At 66.7% G+C, this 20,382-nt stretch carries 19 protein-coding genes; 13 read left to right on the top strand and 6 right to left on the bottom strand.

Annotated elements, in window-relative coordinates; all coding sequences use genetic code 11:
* Positions 1-7 precede the first annotated feature (7 nt).
* The 5 genes from AC56LR_RS03525 to AC56LR_RS03505 form a co-directional block, all read right to left on the bottom strand.
* Positions 8-751, bottom strand: a complete 744-nt coding sequence (locus AC56LR_RS03525) for an ABC transporter ATP-binding protein (protein WP_497127500.1) — start codon at positions 749-751, stop codon at positions 8-10.
* Positions 744-1,526 (bottom strand): ABC transporter ATP-binding protein, encoded by a 783-nt coding sequence (locus AC56LR_RS03520; RefSeq protein WP_497127497.1) that lies wholly within the window; start codon positions 1,524-1,526, stop codon positions 744-746. Before AC56LR_RS03520 ends, AC56LR_RS03525 begins: the two co-directional genes overlap by 8 nt.
* 1 nt (position 1,527) lies before the next feature.
* A complete protein-coding gene (locus AC56LR_RS03515) occupies positions 1,528-2,730 on the bottom strand; it encodes a substrate-binding domain-containing protein (protein WP_497127495.1) in 1,203 nt (400 codons plus the stop codon).
* 20 nt (positions 2,731-2,750) lie between these two features.
* Complete coding sequence (locus tag AC56LR_RS03510; RefSeq protein WP_497127493.1) at positions 2,751-3,623, bottom strand: alpha/beta fold hydrolase; 873 nt, start codon at positions 3,621-3,623, stop codon at positions 2,751-2,753.
* Positions 3,624-3,752: 129 nt separating this feature from the next.
* On the bottom strand, positions 3,753-6,041 hold the full coding sequence (locus AC56LR_RS03505) for a TonB-dependent receptor (protein WP_497127491.1): 2,289 nt from the start codon (positions 6,039-6,041) through the stop codon (positions 3,753-3,755).
* A 295-nt stretch (positions 6,042-6,336) separates the two neighbouring features.
* Between AC56LR_RS03505 and AC56LR_RS03500 the strand changes: the two genes are divergently transcribed.
* From AC56LR_RS03500 to AC56LR_RS03445, 12 genes are all read left to right on the top strand, one after another.
* Positions 6,337-7,251 carry a LysR family transcriptional regulator gene (locus AC56LR_RS03500; protein WP_497127489.1) on the top strand — a complete coding sequence of 305 codons (915 nt, stop codon included), beginning with the start codon at positions 6,337-6,339 and terminating at the stop codon, positions 7,249-7,251.
* 42 nt (positions 7,252-7,293) lie between these two features.
* Entirely contained in the window at positions 7,294-8,208 is a 915-nt protein-coding gene (locus tag AC56LR_RS03495; protein ID WP_497127486.1) for a LysR family transcriptional regulator, read from the top strand.
* Positions 8,209-8,551: 343 nt separating this feature from the next.
* Complete coding sequence (locus tag AC56LR_RS03490; RefSeq protein WP_497127484.1) at positions 8,552-10,045, top strand: SLC13 family permease; 1,494 nt, start codon at positions 8,552-8,554, stop codon at positions 10,043-10,045.
* A gap of 32 nt (positions 10,046-10,077) precedes the next feature.
* Positions 10,078-11,745: a malonate decarboxylase subunit alpha gene (mdcA, locus tag AC56LR_RS03485; RefSeq protein ID WP_497127482.1), complete on the top strand. Its 1,668-nt coding sequence runs from the start codon at positions 10,078-10,080 to the stop codon at positions 11,743-11,745.
* Positions 11,746-11,754: 9 nt separating this feature from the next.
* A complete protein-coding gene (gene mdcC / locus AC56LR_RS03480) occupies positions 11,755-12,069 on the top strand; it encodes a malonate decarboxylase acyl carrier protein (RefSeq protein WP_497127480.1) in 315 nt (104 codons plus the stop codon).
* On the top strand, positions 12,066-12,974 hold the full coding sequence (locus tag AC56LR_RS03475; RefSeq protein ID WP_497127478.1) for a biotin-independent malonate decarboxylase subunit beta: 909 nt from the start codon (positions 12,066-12,068) through the stop codon (positions 12,972-12,974). The genes mdcC and AC56LR_RS03475 overlap by 4 nt, the downstream gene beginning before the upstream one ends.
* Positions 12,974-13,690 carry a biotin-independent malonate decarboxylase subunit gamma gene (locus tag AC56LR_RS03470; protein ID WP_497127767.1) on the top strand — a complete coding sequence of 239 codons (717 nt, stop codon included), beginning with the start codon at positions 12,974-12,976 and terminating at the stop codon, positions 13,688-13,690. The genes AC56LR_RS03475 and AC56LR_RS03470 overlap by 1 nt, the downstream gene beginning before the upstream one ends.
* The gene (mdcG, locus tag AC56LR_RS03465; protein ID WP_497127476.1) at positions 13,674-14,351 is read left to right on the top strand and encodes a malonate decarboxylase holo-[acyl-carrier-protein] synthase; all 678 of its coding nucleotides are present in this window, start codon (positions 13,674-13,676) and stop codon (positions 14,349-14,351) included. The genes AC56LR_RS03470 and mdcG overlap by 17 nt, the downstream gene beginning before the upstream one ends.
* A complete protein-coding gene (mdcB, locus tag AC56LR_RS03460) occupies positions 14,339-15,253 on the top strand; it encodes a triphosphoribosyl-dephospho-CoA synthase MdcB (RefSeq protein ID WP_497127474.1) in 915 nt (304 codons plus the stop codon). Before mdcG ends, mdcB begins: the two co-directional genes overlap by 13 nt.
* Entirely contained in the window at positions 15,250-16,179 is a 930-nt protein-coding gene (locus tag AC56LR_RS03455) for an ACP S-malonyltransferase (RefSeq protein WP_497127472.1), read from the top strand. Before mdcB ends, AC56LR_RS03455 begins: the two co-directional genes overlap by 4 nt.
* Before the next feature lie 146 nt (positions 16,180-16,325).
* Positions 16,326-16,466, top strand: a complete 141-nt coding sequence (locus AC56LR_RS03450) for a hypothetical protein (RefSeq protein ID WP_497127470.1) — start codon at positions 16,326-16,328, stop codon at positions 16,464-16,466.
* 109 nt (positions 16,467-16,575) lie between these two features.
* Entirely contained in the window at positions 16,576-17,097 is a 522-nt protein-coding gene (locus AC56LR_RS03445; RefSeq protein ID WP_497127467.1) for a GNAT family N-acetyltransferase, read from the top strand.
* Here the strand turns inward: AC56LR_RS03445 and AC56LR_RS03440 are convergent.
* A complete protein-coding gene (locus tag AC56LR_RS03440; protein ID WP_497127465.1) occupies positions 17,090-18,229 on the bottom strand; it encodes a GNAT family N-acetyltransferase in 1,140 nt (379 codons plus the stop codon). The genes AC56LR_RS03445 and AC56LR_RS03440 overlap by 8 nt on opposite strands.
* A 96-nt stretch (positions 18,230-18,325) precedes the next feature.
* On the opposite strand from AC56LR_RS03440, the gene AC56LR_RS03435 reads away from it, so the two are divergent.
* The gene (locus AC56LR_RS03435; RefSeq protein ID WP_497127463.1) at positions 18,326-20,374 is read left to right on the top strand and encodes an NAD(+) synthase; all 2,049 of its coding nucleotides are present in this window, start codon (positions 18,326-18,328) and stop codon (positions 20,372-20,374) included.
* Positions 20,375-20,382 lie beyond the last annotated feature (8 nt).

The raw sequence follows: 20,382 nt of genomic DNA, 5'->3' as shown, positions 1-20,382 counted from the left end.
CTTGTTCCTATTGATGGGAGTCGAGCGACAGGCCGAGCAGGCGCTGTTGCAAGTCATCGTTGTTCGCCAGTTCATCCATCGAGCCGGCATGCACGACGCGGCCGTCGTCCATCACGCTGACGGTGTCGCCGAGCGAGCGGACGAAGTTGAAGTTCTGCTCGACCAGCAGGATGGTGGTATCGGTTTCCTTGAGCTCGCGGAAGGCGGCGATCAGGCTCTGGATGATGGCGGGTGCCAGGCCCTTGGTCGGCTCGTCGACCAGCAGCAGCTTGCGCGGCTCGACGATCGCGCGGGCGATCGCTACCATCTGCTTCTGGCCGCCCGAGAGATTCCCCGCCGGGTAGTTCCAGAATTTCTTGAGGGCGGGGAAGAAGCCGCAGATCCAGTCCACACGCGCCTGGTCCAGCGGCCCGCTGCGCGCGGCCAGGTACAGGTTTTCGCGCACCGTCAGGTCGGAAAACACCGCCATGCTTTCCGGGACATAGGCGATGCCCAGGCGGGCGATGTCGGGCGTGGCCATCTTCGTGATGTCGCGGCCATCGAAGGTGATCGAGCCGGCGCTGGCCTTCCACAGGCCCATGATGGTGCGCAGGGTGGTGGTCTTGCCAGCGCCGTTACGGCCCAGCAGGACCGACAGGCCGCCGCGCGGCACCGCCAGGTCCACGCCCTGCAGGATGTGGTACTGGCCGATGTGGGTATGCACTCCCGCCATCGTCAGGATCGGGCCTGCGCTGCGCTGGGGTTCAAGCATGTTCGGTTTCGGGTGTTCCAAGATAGGCTTCCTGTACGATCTTCGATTGCATGACTTCCGCCGGATTGCCGTCGGCGACCAGGGTGCCGTTGTGCAGCACGATGATGCGGTCGGCCAGCGCGCGCACCACGTCCATCTTGTGCTCCACCAGCAGCACGGTCTTGTTGCGCTCCGCCTTGACCGACTGGATCAGGTCGAGCACCACCGGCACCTCGTCCACGCTCATGCCGGCGGTGGGCTCGTCGAACATCATGATGGACGGTTCGAGCGCCAGCAGGATCGCCACTTCCAGCTTGCGCTGGTCGCCGTGCGAGAGCGTGCCCACGAAAGCGTCGCGCCGGCCGATCAGGGACACGCGTTCCAGGTAATGCTCGGCGCGGGCGATCAGCTCCGTGTGGCTGGACCAGATCGAGAAGAAATTCAGGCCCATGCCGGCGCGGCTCTGCACCGCCAGGCGCACGTTCTCGATCACCGTCAGGTTCGGGAACAGGTTGGTGAGCTGGAAGGCGCGGCCCACGCCCAGACGGGTGCGCTTGGCCGCGCCCGCGCGGGTGATGTCCTGGCCGTTCACCAGCACCTGGCCGGAGGTGGCGGGCAGCTGGCCCGACACCAGGTTGAAGTAGGTGGTCTTGCCGGCGCCGTTGGGGCCGACGATGACCGTGAGCGTGCCGGGATAGAAGTCGGCCGTGACCCCGTTCACCGCGACGTGGCCGCCGAAGCGGATGCTCAGGTCGCGGGTGGACAGGGAGGCTTGCTGCGTCTTGGTGCCGGTCATGTCAGCGCTTGTTCCGTACCGGCAGCGGCAATTCGGTGGCCGGGATCTCGCGCACCAGTTCCAGCAGGTCCCATTCGTTCTTCTGGTCCTTCTTGATGCGGAAGTGGTACATCGGCTGGATCGCCTGGTGGTCTTCCTTGCGGAAGCTCATCTTGCCCTTCGGGGTGTCGAAGCTCAAGCCTTCCATCGCCGCGACCATATCGTCGCCGTTCTTCGCGTTCGGGGCCTTGAGCAGGGCCGCGTGGACGGCGCCGGCCGCCGCCATGCCGCCGGCGGTGAACATATCGGGCGGCATCTTGTAGCGCTTCGTGTGCTCTGCGACCAGCCAGTCGTTCATCTTGTTCTTCGGGAAGGCATAGTAGTAATAGATGGTGCCCTGGGTGCCCGCATATTGCTTCCAGGTCTTCATCACCGGCAGGATGTTGCCGCCGGGGGCCAGCGTGATGCCGTAGCGTTCCGGCTTCATGTCGGCGATCTTGTTCAGCGGATTCGGGCCGGCCCAGACGATCTGCAGGATGCGCGGCTGCGGCTTGTCTTTCAGGGCGTCGAACAGGCGCTGCGCCGAGGCGGTGAAATCGGTGGTGGTGGCCGGCGCGTATTCCTCGTGGATTACCCTGGCCTTGCTGCCGGTGGTGGTGAGTGCTTCCTTGCCGGCCTTGATGGCGTCGCGCCCGAACGCATAATCTTGCGCCAGGAAGCCCACGCTGCCGCTTTTCAGGGTGCTGGCCGCGGCCAGCGCATCCTGCATCGAGCTGCGCGCGGTGCGGAAGACGTATTTGTTCCATTTGTCGCCGGTGATCGCGTCGGCCACGGCCGGCTCCACGATCAGGACCTTCTTGTATTCCTTCGCCACCGGCAGCATGGCGATCGCCGAGCCGGAGGACGACGTGCCGACCGCGATGTCGACCTTGTCGTCGCCATAGGCTTCGGCCAGCAGCGTGCGGCCCAGGTCGGGTTTGCTCTGGTCGTCCTTGACGATGACCTTGATTTTTCGGCCGTTGACGGTCATGGTGCCGCCCGTGAGGTATTCGAGGCCCATCATGAAACCCGTCTCGGTTTCCTTGGCATAGGCTTCGAGCGGGCCGGTCTTGCCGGCGATGAGGGCGATCTTCAGGTCCTTGCCCTGGGCGACAGCGCTCGGGGCGGCGAGGGCCGCGAAGGCGGCCAGCATGGCGGCGGAAAGGGGTTTGATCAGGTGTGTCATAAAGTCTCCTTCTGTGTTCCTCAGGGTACCTTGGCCAGGAATTGGCGGATGGCGTCCAGCGCTGCAGGCTCGGTGAGCATGGGTGCATGGCCGACATCGGGTACTTCGGCATACTGCAATTCGGGGGCCGCCTTGCGCATCCAGCTGGCCTGTTCGGGTTCGACCAGGTCGGACAGCGCACCGCGCACCAGGAGGGTAGGGCGGCGCCGTGCGAGGCGGCGGAACGCCATGCGCGCCGCCAGCGAGGTCGGGCGCAGCTTGCCCGTCTGGATCGCCGTGGCGATATTCGGATCGTAACGCAGGGCCAGCTGTCCGTCATCCTTCTGTTCAAACGCGCGGCGCGCCCATTTGCCCCATTCGGCGTCGCTGTTGGCGGGGAAGGCGCAGGCATTGATGTCGCGCAGGTAGGCAGCGGCATCGTCCCACGATGCGAGCGTGCCGCAGCGGCCCGCATAGCCCGCGATGCGGGCCAGGCCGCGCAGCGACATGACGGGACCGATGTCGTTGATGATGGCGGCCGCGATCAGGTCGAGGTGGCGCGCCGCCAGGGTCATGGTGATCAGGCCGCCCATCGAGGTGCCGACGAACACCCCGCGGGCGATCCCGAGGTCGTTCATCAGCTTGACGATGTCGCCGGCATAGACCACCGGGTTGTAGTTGTCCGGGTTGGGGTCGCGCGCCGAATTGCCGCGGCCGCGCACGTCGACGGCGATCACGCGGCGGCCCATGGCAGCCAGCTCGGGGGCCAGTTCGTCGAAATCGGCCGAATTGCGGGTCAGGCCGTGGATGCAGATGACCGGCAGGTGCGCAGGCCCTTTCGCGGCCGGATAATCGCGCGCGTACAGCGCCAGCCCGTCGCTGCTGGTGTAGCTGATTGGTGTGAAGGTGGACACGCTGGCTTATCCTGTGAGTCGGTCAAGATGCGGTGGTTCAGGTAAAAAACAGGCCGCAACCGGCCCGGCCGGCGTCTTTTCCGGAGAAAAGGCGCCAGCCAGGCGGTGCTGCCTGGTGAAACGGAGAGCTTAGAAGCGGTAGTCCAGCGTGGCCGAAACCTGGCGCGGGTTGCCGTAGAACGCGGTCAGGGTGCCTTCGTTGCCCAGGGTCGGGAACAGGTAGCCGCCGGTCTTGTAGTGCTTGTCGCTCAGGTTCTTGCCGTGCAGGCCGACGCGGACCTTGCCATCGAGCCGGGTCCAGACGATGGAGGCGTCATACAGCTTGTACGATTCCTGGTCGATCAGCGACGCGGTCTCGAACTGGGCGGTGGCGCCCTTGTGCGAGGCGCTGCCGATCAGCGAGAGCTTGCCGTCCCGGCCCATGATCGGCATCGGGATGTCGTAGTTGGCGCGCAGGTTGGCCGAGTTCTTCGGCGTGTTCTGGAACTTGCGCGCGCCGGCCACGTTCACGCCGGCCGCGAAGTATTCCTTGTACTCGGCATCGATGTAGCTGTACATGCCGGCGACCATGAAGTTCGAGCTGATGTTCGCCACCGCTTCCAGCTCCAGGCCCTTGATCTTGGCCTTGCCGGCATTCGTGGTCACGCCGGCGAAGCTGTCGTCCTTGCCGTCGCCGTTGGTGTCGATCGCCACCGAACCCGGGATCTGCACGTCCTGGTAGTCGCTGTAGAACACCGCGGCGTTGGTGGTGATGCGCCCGCCGTTGAAGGCGGATTTCAGGCCCAGCTCATAGGTCTCGATGGTTTCCGGCGAATAGCCGGCGCGCGCCACGGCCAGCGGGATACGGGTGCCGACCACGTTCAGGCGCGGATCGAAACCGCCGCCCTTGAAGCCTTCCGAATACGACGCGTAGACGTTGTGGTCCTGGTTGAACTTGTAGTTCAGGGCGATGCGCGGGGTGAACTTCTTGTCCTTGCGGCTCAGGACACCGCCACGCAGGTCGGTATCGGTGCGGAACAGCACCGCGCCGGCATTGCCCAGGCCTGGCGTGCCGCCGGCGCCAAAGTAGATCTGGCGCAGCACTTCCGCGTCGCGCTGGTCGACGGTGTAGCGGCCGCCCAGGGACAGGCTCAGGGCGTCGGTGATACTGTAGCTGCCGTCGGCATAGATGGCCCAGGCCTTGGTGTCGACGTCGCCGCTGGTGAAGGTCGAGGTCGGGACGGCGCCGGCCAGGATGGTGTCGAACTTGTTGAAGGCGTTGGCATCGATGTAGTAGATGCCGGCCACGCCCTGCAAACGGTCGCCCGTATAGGTCAGGTTGAATTCCTGGCTGAACTGCTTGTTGGTGTACAGGGCCGGCACGTGGAAGTCGGTCACGCCCAGCGAATCGAAGTCGATCGGCGCGTACGACTTGTCCTTGCGCGCAGCGGTGATCGACTTGATCGACCACGCGTTATTGATGGTGTATTCGACGGTGGCCGAGACGCCGTGCGCCTTGACTTCCTGGTCCTGGCCGAGCGCCTGCATCAGGTTGGCGCGGGTGTCGAAGACATTGCCCAGGATCGGCGCGGCGCTGGTGCGGCCGACGATCAGGCGGTGGCCGTTCTTCGGGCTCGAATCGTCCTGGGTGGCGTCGCCGGCGATGCGGATGAACAGGTCCGGGGTCGGCGTGAATTCGGCCGACAGGCGGGCCGCGGTGACGTCCTTGTCGTAGTTGTCGCCGCCGGTGGTCAGGTTCTTGCCGAAGCCGTCGCGCTTGAAGCGGGCGAAGGTGCCGCCGATGCGGGCGGTTTCCGACACCGGCGTGCTGGCGGTGGCGACGATTTCCTTCTGGCCGTACTGGCCGATGGTGGCGCGCAGGCGGGCATCGGTTTGCGGGGCCAGCTTGCGGGTGACGTACTTGACGGCGCCGCCGATGGTGTTGCGGCCGTACAGCGTGCCCTGCGGCCCGCGCAGCACTTCGATGCGCTCGACGTCGTAGATGTCGGCCACGGCGGCCTGCGGACGCGCCAGGTAGATGTCGTCGATGTAGATGCCGACGCCTGCCTCGAAGCCGGCCAGCGGATCGGCCTGGCCGACGCCGCGGATGAAGGCGGTCAGGGTCGAATTGGTGGCGCGCGACGCCTTCAGGGTGGTGTTCGGCAGGGAGGTTGCCAGTGCGGTGATGTCCGGCGTCGCCACTTTCGCGAGCTGGTCGGCGCTGAAGGCGGTGACCGAGACCGGCACGTCCTGCAGGGTTTCTTCGCGGCGGCGGGCAGTCACGACCACCTTGTTCACGGCTTCGCCGGCATTGGCCACCGGCGCGGCGCCACCGGTTTCCTGGGCGTGGACCGTGGCACCGCCCGACAGGACGAGTACCGCGATCGCGGATTGAATGGCAGGGTTCAGCAGCTTCATTTTGTTCTTGGTCAGACGCATCGATGTCTCCTAATTTTTGATAGCGGCATGCGTTCAGGTTGTCGCATGCCGAGCAGTGTGCCTCGGTTGAGTTTGGTTAGATAGTCATCAATCGCCCACCCCTTTGTGCAAAAATGCACAGGGCTCCTCACCATTGCTGTGCATGCATGCGCCGTGCATCCTTGGGGCGGACAGCGGCGGCGGCGGCAGGCCACGCACGTTTTATGCGCGGTGGCAGGATCGATGCGACAAATGATTGCAGGGGGAATGTGCACTGGTGCACAATATGAGATCTTGATATCGAACAAGTGACCCAATGAATACGCTGCCCGAGTGGACCGACCTGCGTTTCTTCCTGGAGCTGGCGCGCGCCGGCACCTTGTCCGGGGCCTCGCGCCGGCTGGAAGTGGAGCACACCACGGTGGCGCGCCGCATCGACCGGCTCGAGTCCCAGCTCGAGACGACCTTGTTCGACCGCTCGCGCGAAGGCTATGAGCTGACCGAGGTGGGGCAGGCGCTGCTTCCGCATGCCGAGGCGATGGAAGGCGCCGCCCTGGCCGCGGCCGAGCAGATCGGCGGCGCCGAAGTCGCGGCCCACGGCGTGGTCCGGCTCGGGGTGCCGGAAGTGTTCGGGGTGCGGGTGGTGGCGCCGCTGCTGGCCAGGCTGCTCGAGCAGAATCCCGACCTGTCGATCGACCTGCTGGCGCTGCCCAGCTTCGCCAACCTGGCCAACCGCGAGGCCGACCTCGGCGTCATGATGGACGCGCCCACCACCGGCCGCTACATGGTGACCCGGCTGGCCTCCTTCCACTTCTACCTGTACGCCTCGCCGATCTACCTGGCCAAGCACAAGCCGATCCGCACCCAGGCGGATCTCGCCGGCCACGACTTCGTCGACTACGTGCAGGACCGCCTGGCCAGCCGCGAGCTCTCCTACCTGAACGAGCTGGGCTTCACGCCGCGCCGCCGCATGTGCTGCTCGGGCATGACCGCGCAACTCGAGGCCGCCTCGCTCGGCATGGGCCTGATGATGGCGCCGCCCTATGCAGTGCCGGAAAACGGCCGGCTGGTGCGGGTGCTGCCCGGCTTCCAGGCCGAGCGCTCGTTCTGGCTGGCGGCGCCGACCGACCTGTACCGGCTGCGCCGGGTCAAGGTGGTGTGGGATTTGCTGCGCGAGTGCGCGGAGAGCCATCCGGATCTGTTCGTGCAGGGCAAGGGCGCGCACGCCTAGTGCGGCGCCTGTTCACTTACCGCATCTACTCACGAGGCATCCATGCGCAGCCGGATCAGCGACGACATCACCTTCCGCAAGCTTGAAGTGCTGCTCGCCTACATGGAAGGCGGCAACCTGAACGCCGCCGCGCGTTTGCTCGACATCAGCGCGGTGAGCGTGCACCGGGCCCTGCATTCGCTGGAAGACGCAATGAGCTGCCAGCTGTTCAGCCTGCAAGGCCGCAACCTGATCCCGAACGAAGCGGCGCAGGTGCTGGCCGATGTCAGCCGCGACGTGATCCGGTTGATGGCCGACGGGATTGCCGCCACCCGCTCGGCGGCCGGCTATTCGGCCGACCACCTGCGAATCGGTTCGCTGTATTCGCTCACCACCGGCGTGATCCCCAAGGTCCTCATCGGCATCAAGCTGCGCAAACCCGAACTCGAGACCGAGCTGGTGCTGGGCTCGAACGACGAACTGCTGCACAAGCTCAGGCAGAACGCGGTCGACGCCGCACTCATCGCCTTGCCCGAGTCCGATCCGGACGTCGAATCGATCGCGCTGTTCGAAGACGAAGTATTCTTTGCGGCGCCGGCGGGCTCGCCCTACGCCGGGCTGGATGAAGTCGACCTGCGCGACTGCGCCGCCGAGAAATTCGTCTGCCTGCGCGACGGCTTCGTCACCTTCAGCGGATTCCAGGAAGCCTTCCGCATCGCCGGCTTCGCGCCCACCATCGTGACCCGGGTGGGCGACATCTTCTCGCTGATGAACCTGGTCGGGGCGGGCATCGGCTACACCCTGCTGCCGGGCCGGGTGCGCCATGCCTTCGGCGACAAGGTCCAGCTCATCCCGTTGAAACACGACTACCGCATGCGCCAGAGCATCGGCCTGTCCTTCCTGCGCGTGCGCGAGCGCGATCCGAATCTGCTGGCGCTGGCGGCGGTGTGCCGGATGCTCAAGCACGAGGCAGCGTAGGGTGGTCGGCTCCGCCGACCGCGCGTTCAGCGAAAACAGCGTTGCCACAGCGCGTCCGTAAGTTGAACGCTCACCCTACAATTGCAAATCCGGTACGTCGTCCCCGGCCAGGCTATGGTTTACATTTAACTTGAATAGTTCCGCTGAAAGTAAACGTTGGCCCTTAAGCCTAATTGATCCCGGCAGCATTCAAGGCTACCTTTACGTCACAAAATAGCATAACAAAAGTGCATGCCCGACCTTCGCCAGCCTGTTCCGTGGCGTATGGCACCGGGGATGATTTGGAGACGTATCACCAGCGGTGACGGTTGGAGCCGGATCCGCGCGTTGAAGGAGCACTGCCGTGTCCTCTCACATGATTGCAATCTGCGTGCTGGCCCTGATGTTCGTCCTGGCCACCGCCCTGCCCATCAATATGGGTGTCATCGCCTTTGTCGGGGCTTTCCTGGTCGGCACGGTCGTCGCCGGCATGCAAGCCAAGGCCATCATGGCCGGCTTCCCGGCCGAGCTGTTCCTGACCCTGGTCGGCATCACCTTCCTGTTCGCCCAGGCCCAGAACAACGGCACCATCGACTGGCTCGTACGGCTGGCGGTGCGCGCGGTGGGCGGGCGCATTGCCGCCATTCCCTGGGTGATGTTCGCCATCACCGCGCTGCTCACGTCGGTGGGCGCGGTCAGCCCTGCGGCGGTGGCGATCATCGCCCCGATCGCACTCGGCTTCGCCGCCAAGTACAACATCAATCCCTTGATGATGGGCCTGATGGTGATCCACGGCGCCCAGGGCGGCGGCTTCTCGCCGATCAGCATCTATGGCGGCATCACCAACAAGGTGGTGCTCGAAGCCGGCCTGCCGATTTCCCCGCTGACCACGGCCTTCACCAGCCTGGGCGTGAACCTGGCCGTCTCGGTGCTGCTGTTCTTTGCCTTCGGCGGCCTGAAGCTGATGAAGCAGCAGGTGCCCAAATCCGGCCTCGGCCTGCCTGGCGCGCCTTTCAGCACGAACGTGGCGGTGGCCGCGCAGGGGCCGCAGATCTACGGCGACGCCGAAAGCGAAGCGGCGAGCGAAGAAAAACTCACCCAGCAGGGCTCCGGCAAGGCGGTCGGTGCGATGGGGAGCAGCATGGGCGGTGCAGGCGGCGCCATGGGCGCGGCGGCAGGGGGCGCCGCCGCCGGTACCCTGGGCGGCGCGATGGGCGGCGGCATGGCCGCAGGCGCCAGGGGCAGCGGCGCCGCGGCCGCCGAAGGCCCGACCTTCCACCAGATCGTCACGGTGGTGGGCCTGATCGCGCTGGCTGTGCTGACCCTGTTGTACAAGCTCGACATCGGCTTCGTCGCCATCTCGATCGGCCTGTTGATCTCGATCCTGTCGCCGCAGGTGCAAAAGCGCGCCATCGGCCAGGTGTCCTGGCCGGAAATCATGCTGATCGTCGGCGTGTCCACCTATGTCGGCGTGATGCAGAAGATGGGCACCATCACCTGGGTCGGCGACAGCGTCGCCAGCCTCACGTCCCCGCTGACCGTCGCGTTGCTGCTGCTGTTCGTGGGCGCGGTCGTGTCGGCCTTTGCTTCGTCCACCGCCGTGCTCGGCTCGCTGATCCCGCTGGCAGTGCCTTTCCTCGCCTCGGGCACCGGGGTCGACCCGATCGGCTTCATCGCCGCCATGGCGGTGGCCTCGACCATCGTCGACGTCAGCCCGTTCTCGACCAATGGCGCGCTGGTGCTGGCCAGCGCCCAGCACGTGGACCGCGACGTATTCCTGCGCCAGCTGATGATTTATGGCGGTATCGTGACCCTGGTCGCCCCGGTCGTCGTCTGGGTGCTGTTCGTGGTGTTCTGATCAGCTGGCGCCATCACTTTTCGGGAACCACAATGAACCATGCTGAAGGCCGCTGGACCAGCCAGCAAAGCAACCGCAGCGACCGCCTGGGACGGGTCCGGGCGGCCCTGGGCGAGGCGCTGGACGGCAAGATCGTCGCGTCCTCGCACATCGTCGAGCTGCTGCACCAGGTGCTCGAGCCGGGCGACCGCGTCTGCCTGGAAGGGAACAACCAGAAGCAGGCCGACTTCCTCGGCAAGGCGCTCACGCGGCTCGACCCGGGCCGCATCAACAACCTGCACATGCTGCTCTCGGTGCTGTCGCTGCCCGAGCACCTCGATGTGTTCGAGAAGGGCATCGGCTCGCGCCTGGACTTCTCCTTCTCCGGGCCGCAGGCCGCACGCCTGGCCAAACTGGCCAGTTCCGGCAAGCTCAACATCGGGGCGATCCACACCTACCTGGAATTGTTCGCCCGCTATTTCGTCGACCTGACGCCGCGCGTGGCGCTGGTCGCGGCCGAGATGGCCGACCGCGAGGGCAACCTCTACACCGGCCCGAATACCGAGGACACCCCGGCCATCGTCGAAGCCACCGCCTTCAAGAGCGGCATCGTGATCGCGCAGGTGAACAAGATCGTCGACAAGCTGCCGCGGGTCGACATTCCCTCGGGCTGGGTCGAGTACGTGGTGCAGTCGCCCACGCCGTATTACATCGAGCCGCTGTTCACGCGCGATCCGGCCCAGATCTCCGAGATACAGGTGCTCATGGCGATGATGGCGATCAAGGGCATCTATGCCGAATACCAGGTCGAGCGCCTGAACCACGGCATCGGCTTCGATACCGCGGCGATCGAGTTGCTGCTGCCCACTTATGCGGCTGATCTGGGCTTGAAAGGGAAAATTGCGCGCCACTGGGCCCTGAACCCGCACCCGGCGCTGATTCCCGCGATCGAAGCGGGTTTCGTCGAATCGGTGCATTCCTTCGGCTCCGAGCTGGGCATGGAAAACTACATCCGCGCGCGGCCCGACGTCTTCTTCGTCGGCCCGGATGGCTCGATGCGCAGCAACCGCGCGTTTTCCCAGGCGGCCGGGCACTATGCCTGCGACATGTTCATCGGCTCGACCCTGCAGATCGACTTGCAGGGCAATTCGTCCACAGCGACCCTGGGCCGCATCTCGGGCTTCGGCGGGGCGCCGAACATGGGGGCGGATGCGCGCGGCCGGCGCCACCCGAGCGCGGCCTGGCTCAAGGCCGGCCAGCAGGCGCGCGCCGGTCGCAACACCATCCCGCGCGGGCAGAAGCTGGTGGTACAGATGGTCGAGACCTTCCGCGAGCACATGGCGCCGGCTTTCGTCGAGCGTCTGGACGCCTGGCAGCTGGCCGAGCAGACCGGCATGGCGATTCCGCCGGTGATGATCTATGGCGACGACGTGACCCACATCCTGACCGAAGAGGGCATCGCCAATCTGCTGCTGTGCCGCAGCGACGAAGAACGCGAGCAGGCCATCCGCGGCGTGGCCGGCTACACCCCGGTGGGCATGGCGCGCGACAAGCGCATGGTGGAGAACCTGCGCGACCGCGGCATCATCCAGCGCGCCGAAGACCTCGGCATCGACAAGCGCCTGGCAACCCGCGACCTGCTGGCCGCCAAGAACATGAAAGGCCTGGTGCGTGCATCGGGCGGCCTGTACGAGCCGCCCAAGCGCTTCAGGAACTGGTAAGGACAAACCATGGAAACGCTTCAATTCCGATTCGAGCAGGGCGCACGCTCCCTTAGTGGCATGGCGCAACTGGTCGGCGTGGTCGGCTCGGGCAATTTAGAGGTGCTGATCGAGCCGGCGCAACTGAGCGGCGCCTGCGAGATCGAAGTGCGCACCGCCGCCGTGGGCTTCGGCGCCACCTGGCAGGCAGTCATGGCCGACTTCCATGAGCGCTGGGGCCTGGCCGACGCGCGCATCTGCATCAACGACATGGGCGCCACGCCGGCCGTGGTCAGCCTGCGCCTGGACCAGGCGGTCGAATCGCTTACCGGAGGCGCGCCATGAGCAGCTACCTGGAACTGACCGCGCGCCAGCGCATCCCCGCCATGTTCGACCCCGCCAGCTTCGAGGAATTCCTGCCGCCAAGCAGCCGCGTGGTCAGCCCGCACCTGGCCCAGCTCGATGCCCCGGTCTCGTTCGACGACGGCGTGGTGGTAGGGCGTGGCTTATTGGGCGGGCAGGTTGTGTTCGGTGCGGCCCAGGAAGGCGGATTCATGGGCGGCGCGGTAGGTGAAGTCCATGGCGCCAAGCTGGTCGGCATGCTGCGCCGTGCGGTCGATGAACACGCCCACGCGGTGCTGCTGCTGCTCGAGTCGGGCGGGGTACGCCTGCACGAAGCCAATGCCGGCCTGATCGCGGTATCCGAAGTGATGCGCGCCATGCTCGACGCGCGCGAGGCCGGCATTCCCGTGATCGCCGTCATCGGTGGCTCGAACGGCTGCTTCGGCGGCATGGGCATCTCGGCGCGCTGCGCCAACAGCGTCATCATGTCCGAAGAAGGGCGGCTGGCCATGTCCGGCCCCGAGGTCATCGAGACGGCCAACGGCGTCGAAGAATTCGATTCGCGCGACCGCGCCCTGGTCTGGCGCACCACCGGCGGCAAGCACCGCTACCTGCTGGGCGACTGCCAGGTGCTGGTGCCGGATGACACGGCGGCCTTCCGCGCCGCCGCGCTGCAGGCGATCGCGGACGTGCGCGCCGGCGGCGCGCAGCTGACGCTGGACGGCCTGTTGCTCGAACAAGCCATGCTGGCCCGTCGCCTGGCGCAAACCGAAGGCCTGGTCGAGCCGATGGACGTGTGGAAGGGGCTCGGCATACCCGATCCGGCCGGCGTGCCGATGCTCGAGGCCGACGCCTTCATGAAGCTCGCCAACCGGCACCGTGCTGGCCTGCATATCGGAGAACAATGATGGACTGGCAGACTTTGACGACGCAGCTGTTCCCGGGCGGTCATACCATCGCCGAGCGCGACAACTTCCTGAGTGGGACCGCCCAGGTCGAGTCCCAGGCGGTCGATGTGATCGGCACCACCGGCCACGTCCCGATCGGCATCGAAATTGCGCTGGCCCAGGCCCAGGCCATCCTGAAAACCGTGCAGGACCACCCCGGGCGGCCGATCCTGATCCTGGTCGATACCCAGGGCCAGCGCCTGCGCCACCGCGACGAAATGTTGGGCATCAACAGCTACATGGCCCATCTCGGCAAATGCGTCGACCTGGCAAGGCGCCGCGGGCATACCGTGATCGGCCTGGTGTACGACCAGGCGCTGTCGGGCGGCTTCATCACCAGCGGCCTGATCGCCAGCGCCTGCTATGCGCTGCCGCAGGCGACCATCCGCGTGATGGGCCTGCCGGCCATGGCGCGCATCACCAAGGTACCCGAAGAACGCCTCACCGAACTGGCCAGGGACAATCCGGTGTTCGCGCCCGGTCCCGAGAATTACCTGCGCATGGGCGGCCTGCACGGCATCTGGGAACACGACCTGGCCGGCGAACTGGCGCGCGCGCTGCGCGAATGCGGTGCGGACGACGCGCGCATGGCGCTGGGCTTCGAGCGCGGTGGCCGCATGCTCGCGCAGCCGGTCGCGCAGGCGGTCCGGACGGGCGGCGATGTTCGCCCGGCATGACCTGGTCTGGCTGACCAGCCGCGGCTGGGAGCGGGCGCGCGCCGGCGCACCACCTGACGCCCTCGGCGCGCTCGACGCCTGGCGGGATGCCGGTTGGCCGGCCACCGTGCGGCGCGCGGAAACCGGTCTCGCGTCCGGCGAGCTGGCGATCGGCTTTGCCATGCCGCCCCGACCCGATGGCGGCAAGCTGCGGGTCGGCTGCCGGGTCGAGCTGGCCGACATCCAGCGCCGTTCCCGCGCCCTGGCCCTGGTCGGCGCCCTCGATGCGGTGCCGGCCGCTTGGCGCGAAGGCGTCGCTGCGCTCGAACGCGAAGCCGCCGACGCCGGCCTGGGCCTGGCCGTCTACGGTTCGGTCGCGCTGGAAGCGCTCACCGGCCAGGTCTATGTCACGCCCACATCGGATATCGACCTGCTGCTGCGGCCCCTCAACCGCGCGCAACTGGCGCAAGGGCTGGCCCTGCTGGCCCGCTATGCAGCCAGCCTGCCGCTGGACGGCGAAATCGTCTTTCCCGACGGGCGCGCCGTGGCCTGGAAAGAGCTGGGCGCCGCATTCGCCAGCACGCCGGGCACGCGGGTGCTGGCGAAAGGCCTGGAGCGGGTGGCGCTGGTGGCGCCTGGCGAACTGCTGGCGACGCTGGAGGAGCAGGCATGGCTGAATTGAGCAATGCTTCGAGCCTGGCAAGCCGCGCGCCGGTATCTGCCATCGTCCATGAACGAAGCTTTTGCCGGCAGGTCGCGCGCCTGGCGGTGCGCAGCCTGTATGCCGAACTGGCCCTCTACCCGAAACCGGGCCTGGTATCGCTGGTCGACAACGGCAGCCACGACGACATGACGGCCGCCACCTTCATGCGCAGCATGTTCGCGCTGCGCCGCTACTTCCTGCACATCACCCAGGCCGGCATGCGGGACGCGCCTTTCCACGTGCTCAAACGCATGGGCATCGAGGCCGAGCAGCGCATGCTGCGCGCCACAAAGGGCATCAACACCCACCGCGGCGCGATCTTTTGCCTGGGCATGTTGTGCGCCGCCATCGGCCGCTGCCATGCCAACGGTAGTGCGCTCGAACCCGCGGCGATCCAGTCCACGCTGCTGGCGAGCTGGGGCCAGGCGCTCGGCGCCCACAGCGGCGATACGGGCACCGGCACCGGCACGCCATCGCATGGCGCCGAGGCCTTGCTGCGCTACGCCGCCAGCGGCGCGCGCGAGGAGGGCGCACGCGGCTTCCCTTCGGTGTTCCAGGTCGGCCTGCCGGCGCTGCTGCGCACCCTTGGCGCCGGGCGCGGCATGCGCCGGGCGCGCGTCGATGCGCTGTTCGCCCTGATGGCCCACATCAGCGACACCAACGTCTACCACCGTGGCGGCATCGAAGGCGCCTCGGTGGTGCGGCGCCAGGCACGCGCCTTCGTTGCGCGGGGCGGCACCGCGGCACCGGACTGGGAAGCGCGCGCGCTAGGCTGCCATCGCAGTTTTGTGGCCGCACGCCTGTCGCCCGGCGGCGCGGCCGACCTGCTGGGCGCCGCCTGCCTGCTGCACGCCGTGTGCGCAGGGCGTGCGTGCGCATGAGCGGCCGGCTCGCCATCCTGTGTCCGGGCCAGGGCGCCCAGCATCCCGCCATGTTCGACATGGCGCGCACCGATCCGCAAGCAAGCCGCCTGCTGGAACAGTGCTTCGACGATCCGGCGCTGGCGGCGCTGCTGCTCGCCTCCCTCGACGGCCCGGATCGTTTCGCCAACCGTGTGGCCCAGCCATCGATCGTGGCCGCCACCCTCGCCATGTGGGCCGCGCTGGGCAAGTCCTTGCCACAGCCGGCGCTGGTTGCCGGCTACAGCATCGGCGAGCTGGCCGCCTGGGGCGTGGCCGGTGCGCTCGATCCGTTTGAGACCGTCAAGCTGGCGCTCGAGCGCGCGCAGTTGATGGATGCGTGCATGGCCAGCGGACCGCCCCAGGGCATGGTTGCGCTGTCCGCCATGCCGGACGGCAGCGTCGACGCGCTGCTGCGGCGCTTCGGCTTTCATGCCGCCATCGTGACCGGCGAAGACACGCTGGTGGCCGGCGGCCCGGCCGGGGCGCGCGAGGCGCTGTGTGAAGCAGCCGTCGCGCTGGGCGGCCGGGCGACCGTGCTGCCGGTCGAAGTCGCCTCGCACACGCCGCTGATGCAGGGCGCGGTGGCACCCTTCAGGGCGCTGCTGCAGGCCCAGCGCTGGTCGGCGCCGGCCTTCCCGGTCCTGTCCGGCATCTCGGCCGAGCCGCTGCAGGATGCCGGACGAGCTGTCGATCACCTGGCACGCCAGCTGGCGGAGCCGATCCGCTGGAAGGAGTGCATGGATGCGTTGGTCGAGGCCGGCGTGACGGTCGCGCTAGAACTCGGCCCGGGCGCCGCCCTGTCGCGCATGTTGCAGGCGCGCCACCCGCACATCGCTTGCCGTTCCGTTACCGAATTTCGCTCCTTGGACGGAATATGCTCCTGGCTGGGGAGGCAACTCGAATAACATTCATCAAGCTGATGTCTGGTATTGCGAATGGGAATTGGAAATTGGGCCGACTCGCCTATATAACGGTGGTATCGCATCGCAGTCGCGATCGCATCACCACCGTCCGCCGTGCTGTTCCCGGCAGGGCAAACAAGGAGTCGCACATGAAGAATTTCCTGAACACCGCCATCCGCGCGCTGGTGGCCGCCGCCAACGGCCGCGCCCTGAACGTCCTGCGCAAGCAGGCTGAACTTGCCAAGCCTTTCCACGTCGAGTTCCGCGCAAACGCAGGCGGCTGGAAGTAAAACACGGTCGCCGCCATTCCAGGCGCGGCTGATTCAAGCAGGGCCGGGTCCGCGTCAAGCGAACCCGGCCGTTCGTTTATCCAGGCAAGAACCGCTTTATACTTGAGCGATGAACATTCTCATCCGCAGCTACCAGGGCGCCGACCGCGACGGCGTCAACCACGTGGCGCTGGCCGCCTTCGCACAGTACGAACACGCCTACGACGACTGGACCGCCTTCAGCGAAGGCATCAAGCGGATGGCCGACCTCGCCGCCCAGGCCGACCTGCTGGTGGCCGAGCTGGATGGTCAGGTCGTGGGTGCGATCGTGCACGTCGGCCCGGGCCGGCCCCGCAGCGCGATCTTCCCGGAAGACTGGTCAGTGATCCGCATGCTGGTGGTCGATCCGGCCCATCGCGGACTAGGCATCGGCGGCCAGCTGGTCGCTGCCTGCCTGCGCTGCGCGATCCGTGACGAAGCGCCGGCAGTCGGCCTGCACACGAGCCCCATCATGGCCTCGGCGCTGCGCCTGTACAGCAACCTGGGGTTCACCTGCGACCGCGACCTCGATCCGATCCGCGGCGTGCCCTATGGCCGCTACGTCCTGCCCGCAGGCCAGTTACAGGCTGCGCTGGACCGGCTCGCTAGCTAGCGGCCCGGAACGGGTTGCGCTCGTTCAGTTCATCCATGTAATCGTCGATCCCGCCGCTCTCCCTCTCCAAAAAACGCTCGATCGCATCCGCAAACGCCGGATGCGCCAGCCAGTGCGCCGACCAGGTGCGCGTCGGCAGGAAGCCGCGCGCCATCTTGTGCTCGCCCTGGGCCCCGCCCTCGAACGCCTGAATCCCTTGCTCGATGCAGAACTCGAGCGGCTGGTAATAGGCCGCCTCGAAATGCAGACAGGGAACGTGTTCCAGCTCGCCCCAATAGCGCCCGAACAGCGTGGTCTCGTTGTGGATCACCAGCGAGGCCGCGATGTCGCGCCCATCGCGCTCGGCGATCACCAGCAAAATATTGTCCGGCATGGTCTCGCCGATGCGCCGGAAGAAGTCCAGGTTGAGATAAGGCGTGGAGTGGTGCGCCTGGTAGGTATGGCGGTAGCAGCGGTTGAACAGCACCCAGTCGGCGTCCTGCGCATCGCGGCCGCGCACCCGGCGCATGGTGACGCCGGCTTCGCGAACCTTGCGCCGCTCGGCGCGGATGTTCTTGCGTTTTTTCTGCTCCAGCGTCGCCAAAAATTCGTCGAAACTCGCATAGCCCTGGTTCAGCCAGTGGAACTGCACCCCGCTGCGCAGCATGAAGCCGGCCTGCTGCAGCTGGCGCGCATGCGCCTCGGGCGGGAACAGGATGTGGGTGGACGAGACTTCCGTCGCGCGCTGGGTCGCCACCAGCACCTCGATCAGCGCGGCGCGCGCGGCATCGTCAACCGCCAGCAGGCGCGGCCCGGCCACCGGCGTGAACGGGATTGCGCAGAGCAGCTTCGGATAGTAATCCAGCCCGTGCCGCTGATAGGCATCGGCCCAGGCCCAGTCGAACACGTATTCGCCGTAGGAGTGGTCCTTGACGTACAGGGGCAGGGCGGCCGCCAGTTCGTCGCCGTCGAACAGCGCGATGTACTGCGGCTGCCAGCCGGTCTCCGGCGCGGCGCTGCCGGAGGCATGCAGCGCATGCAGGAAGGCATACGACAGGAAGGGGTTGGCATTGTCCTGCGCGGCCACCAGTGCGTCCCACCGGGCTTGCCCCAGCTCGGGCAGAGAAGAAGCGATATGCGTGCGATAATTCAAAATGACTTCCGTAGCAAAACGAATGGATAGATTGCGACCCTGCAGGCAGGGAGCAGGGGGCGGCCCCCTGCCTGCCGGCACGCGAAAGACCCCACCATGACCCAGCGATTCTTCAACCTCTATACGCACCACTTTGCCCGCGTCGCCGTGGCCATCCCGCGCTGCCGCATCGCCGATCCGGCCTTCAACGTCGAACAGACCCTCGCGCTCGCGCGGCAGGCAGCCGATGAAGGCGCCGTGCTGGCGGCCTTTCCCGAGCTCGGGTTGTCCGCCTACAGCTGCGACGATCTGTTCCACCAGCGCGCACTGCTCGACGCCTGCCTCGATGGTCTGAAGAAGGTCATCGAAGCCTCGAGGGCGCTGCCGCTGGCGCTGGTCGTCGGCCTGCCGCTCAAGGTCAACCACCAGCTCTTCAATTGCGCGGTGGTCGTGGCCGGCGGCCGCGTGCTGGGTGTGGTGCCCAAGAGTTTCCTGCCCAATTATGGCGAGTTTTACGAATCCCGGCAGTTCAGTGCGGCCGATTGTGCCGTCGTCGACCAGATCGACCTGTTCGGAGCAAGCGTGCCTTTTGGTCCGGCGCTGCTGTTCGAGGTCGAGAACCTGCCGCTGTTCCGGTTCCACGTCGAGATCTGCGAAGACGTCTGGGTGCCGATTCCGCCGTCCTCGTTTGCCGCCATGGCCGGCGCCACGGTGCTGGTCAATCTGTCGGCCTCGAACGTCGTCGTGGGAAAAAGCGGCTACCGCCACCAACTGGTGAGCCAGCAGTCGGCGCGCTGCCTGGCGGCCTACCTGTACACCTCCGCCGGGCGCGGCGAATCGACCACCGACATGGCCTGGGACGGCCAGTCGCTGATCTACGAGAAGGGCGATTTGCTGGCCGAATCCGAACGCTTTTCCGACGACTCGCACATGATCTTCGCCGACGTCGACCTCGATCGCCTGTCGAACGAGCGCATGCACGCCACGACCTTCGCGCAGTCGGTGCGCCGCCATGCCGACGAGGTAGCGAAATTCCGGCTCGTGCAGTTCACGCTCGAGCTGCCGCTGCAGCAGGACATGCCGCTCGCGCGCGCCGTCGAGCGCTTCCCTTACGTGCCGGCCGACCAGGCGCGCCGCGACGAGCGCTGCACGGAGGTGTACAACATCCAGGTGCAGGCCCTGGTCCAGCGCCTGTCCAGCAGCGGCATCAAGAAGGTGGTGATCGGCGTCTCGGGCGGCCTGGATTCGACCCATGCGCTGCTGGTCTGCGCCCGCGCCATGGACCGCCTCGGGCTGCCGCGCACGAACATCCTGGCCTATACCATGCCGGGCTTCGCCACCAGCGAGCGCACCCTCCAGCAGGCCCACGACCTGATGGCGGTAGTCGGCTGCAGCGCGCAGCTGATCGACATCCGCCCGAGCTGCATCCAGATGCTCAAGGACCTCGGCCACCCCTACAGCGAGGGCAAGGCGGACTACGACATCACCTTCGAGAACGTGCAGGCGGGCGAGCGTACCAACCATTTGTTCCGGCTGGCGAACTTCCACAATGCCATCGTGATCGGCACCGGCGACCTGTCCGAGCTGGCGCTGGGCTGGTGCACCTATGGCGTGGGCGACCACATGTCGCACTACAACGTCAACGCCAGCGTGCCCAAGACCCTGATCTCCTACCTGGTGCGCTGGGTGGCCGAGACCGGCGCGGTGGTGGAGAACGGCGCCGAGGTCCTGCTCAAGATTCTGGACACGGAGATCAGTCCCGAACTGGTGCCCGGCGGCGCCATTGACGCCAGGCCGGCGCAGTCCACCCAGGACGTCATCGGCCCCTACGAGCTGCAGGACTTCAACCTGTATTACATCCTGCGCTTCGGCTTCAAGCCGAGCAAGGTCGCCTTCCTGTCCTGGTCGGCCTGGCATGACCGGGATCAGGGCAGGTGGCCGAGCGCGGCATCGTCGCGCAACCAATACGCGCTCGCCGAGATCAAGAAGAACCTGGGCATCTTCCTGTGGCGCTTCTTCAAGACCAGCCAGTTCAAGCGCTCCTGCGTGCCGAACGGCCCAAAAGTAGGCAATGGCGGCTCGCTGTCGCCGCGCGGCGACTGGCGCGCCCCGTCCGATTCCGAAGCCACCGTCTGGATGGATGACCTGAACAATATTCCCGACTAACACAAGGA

This window comes from Telluria sp. ZT3P39, assembly GCF_059685935.1.
This window is presented reverse-complemented; position numbering and strand designations above follow the sequence as displayed.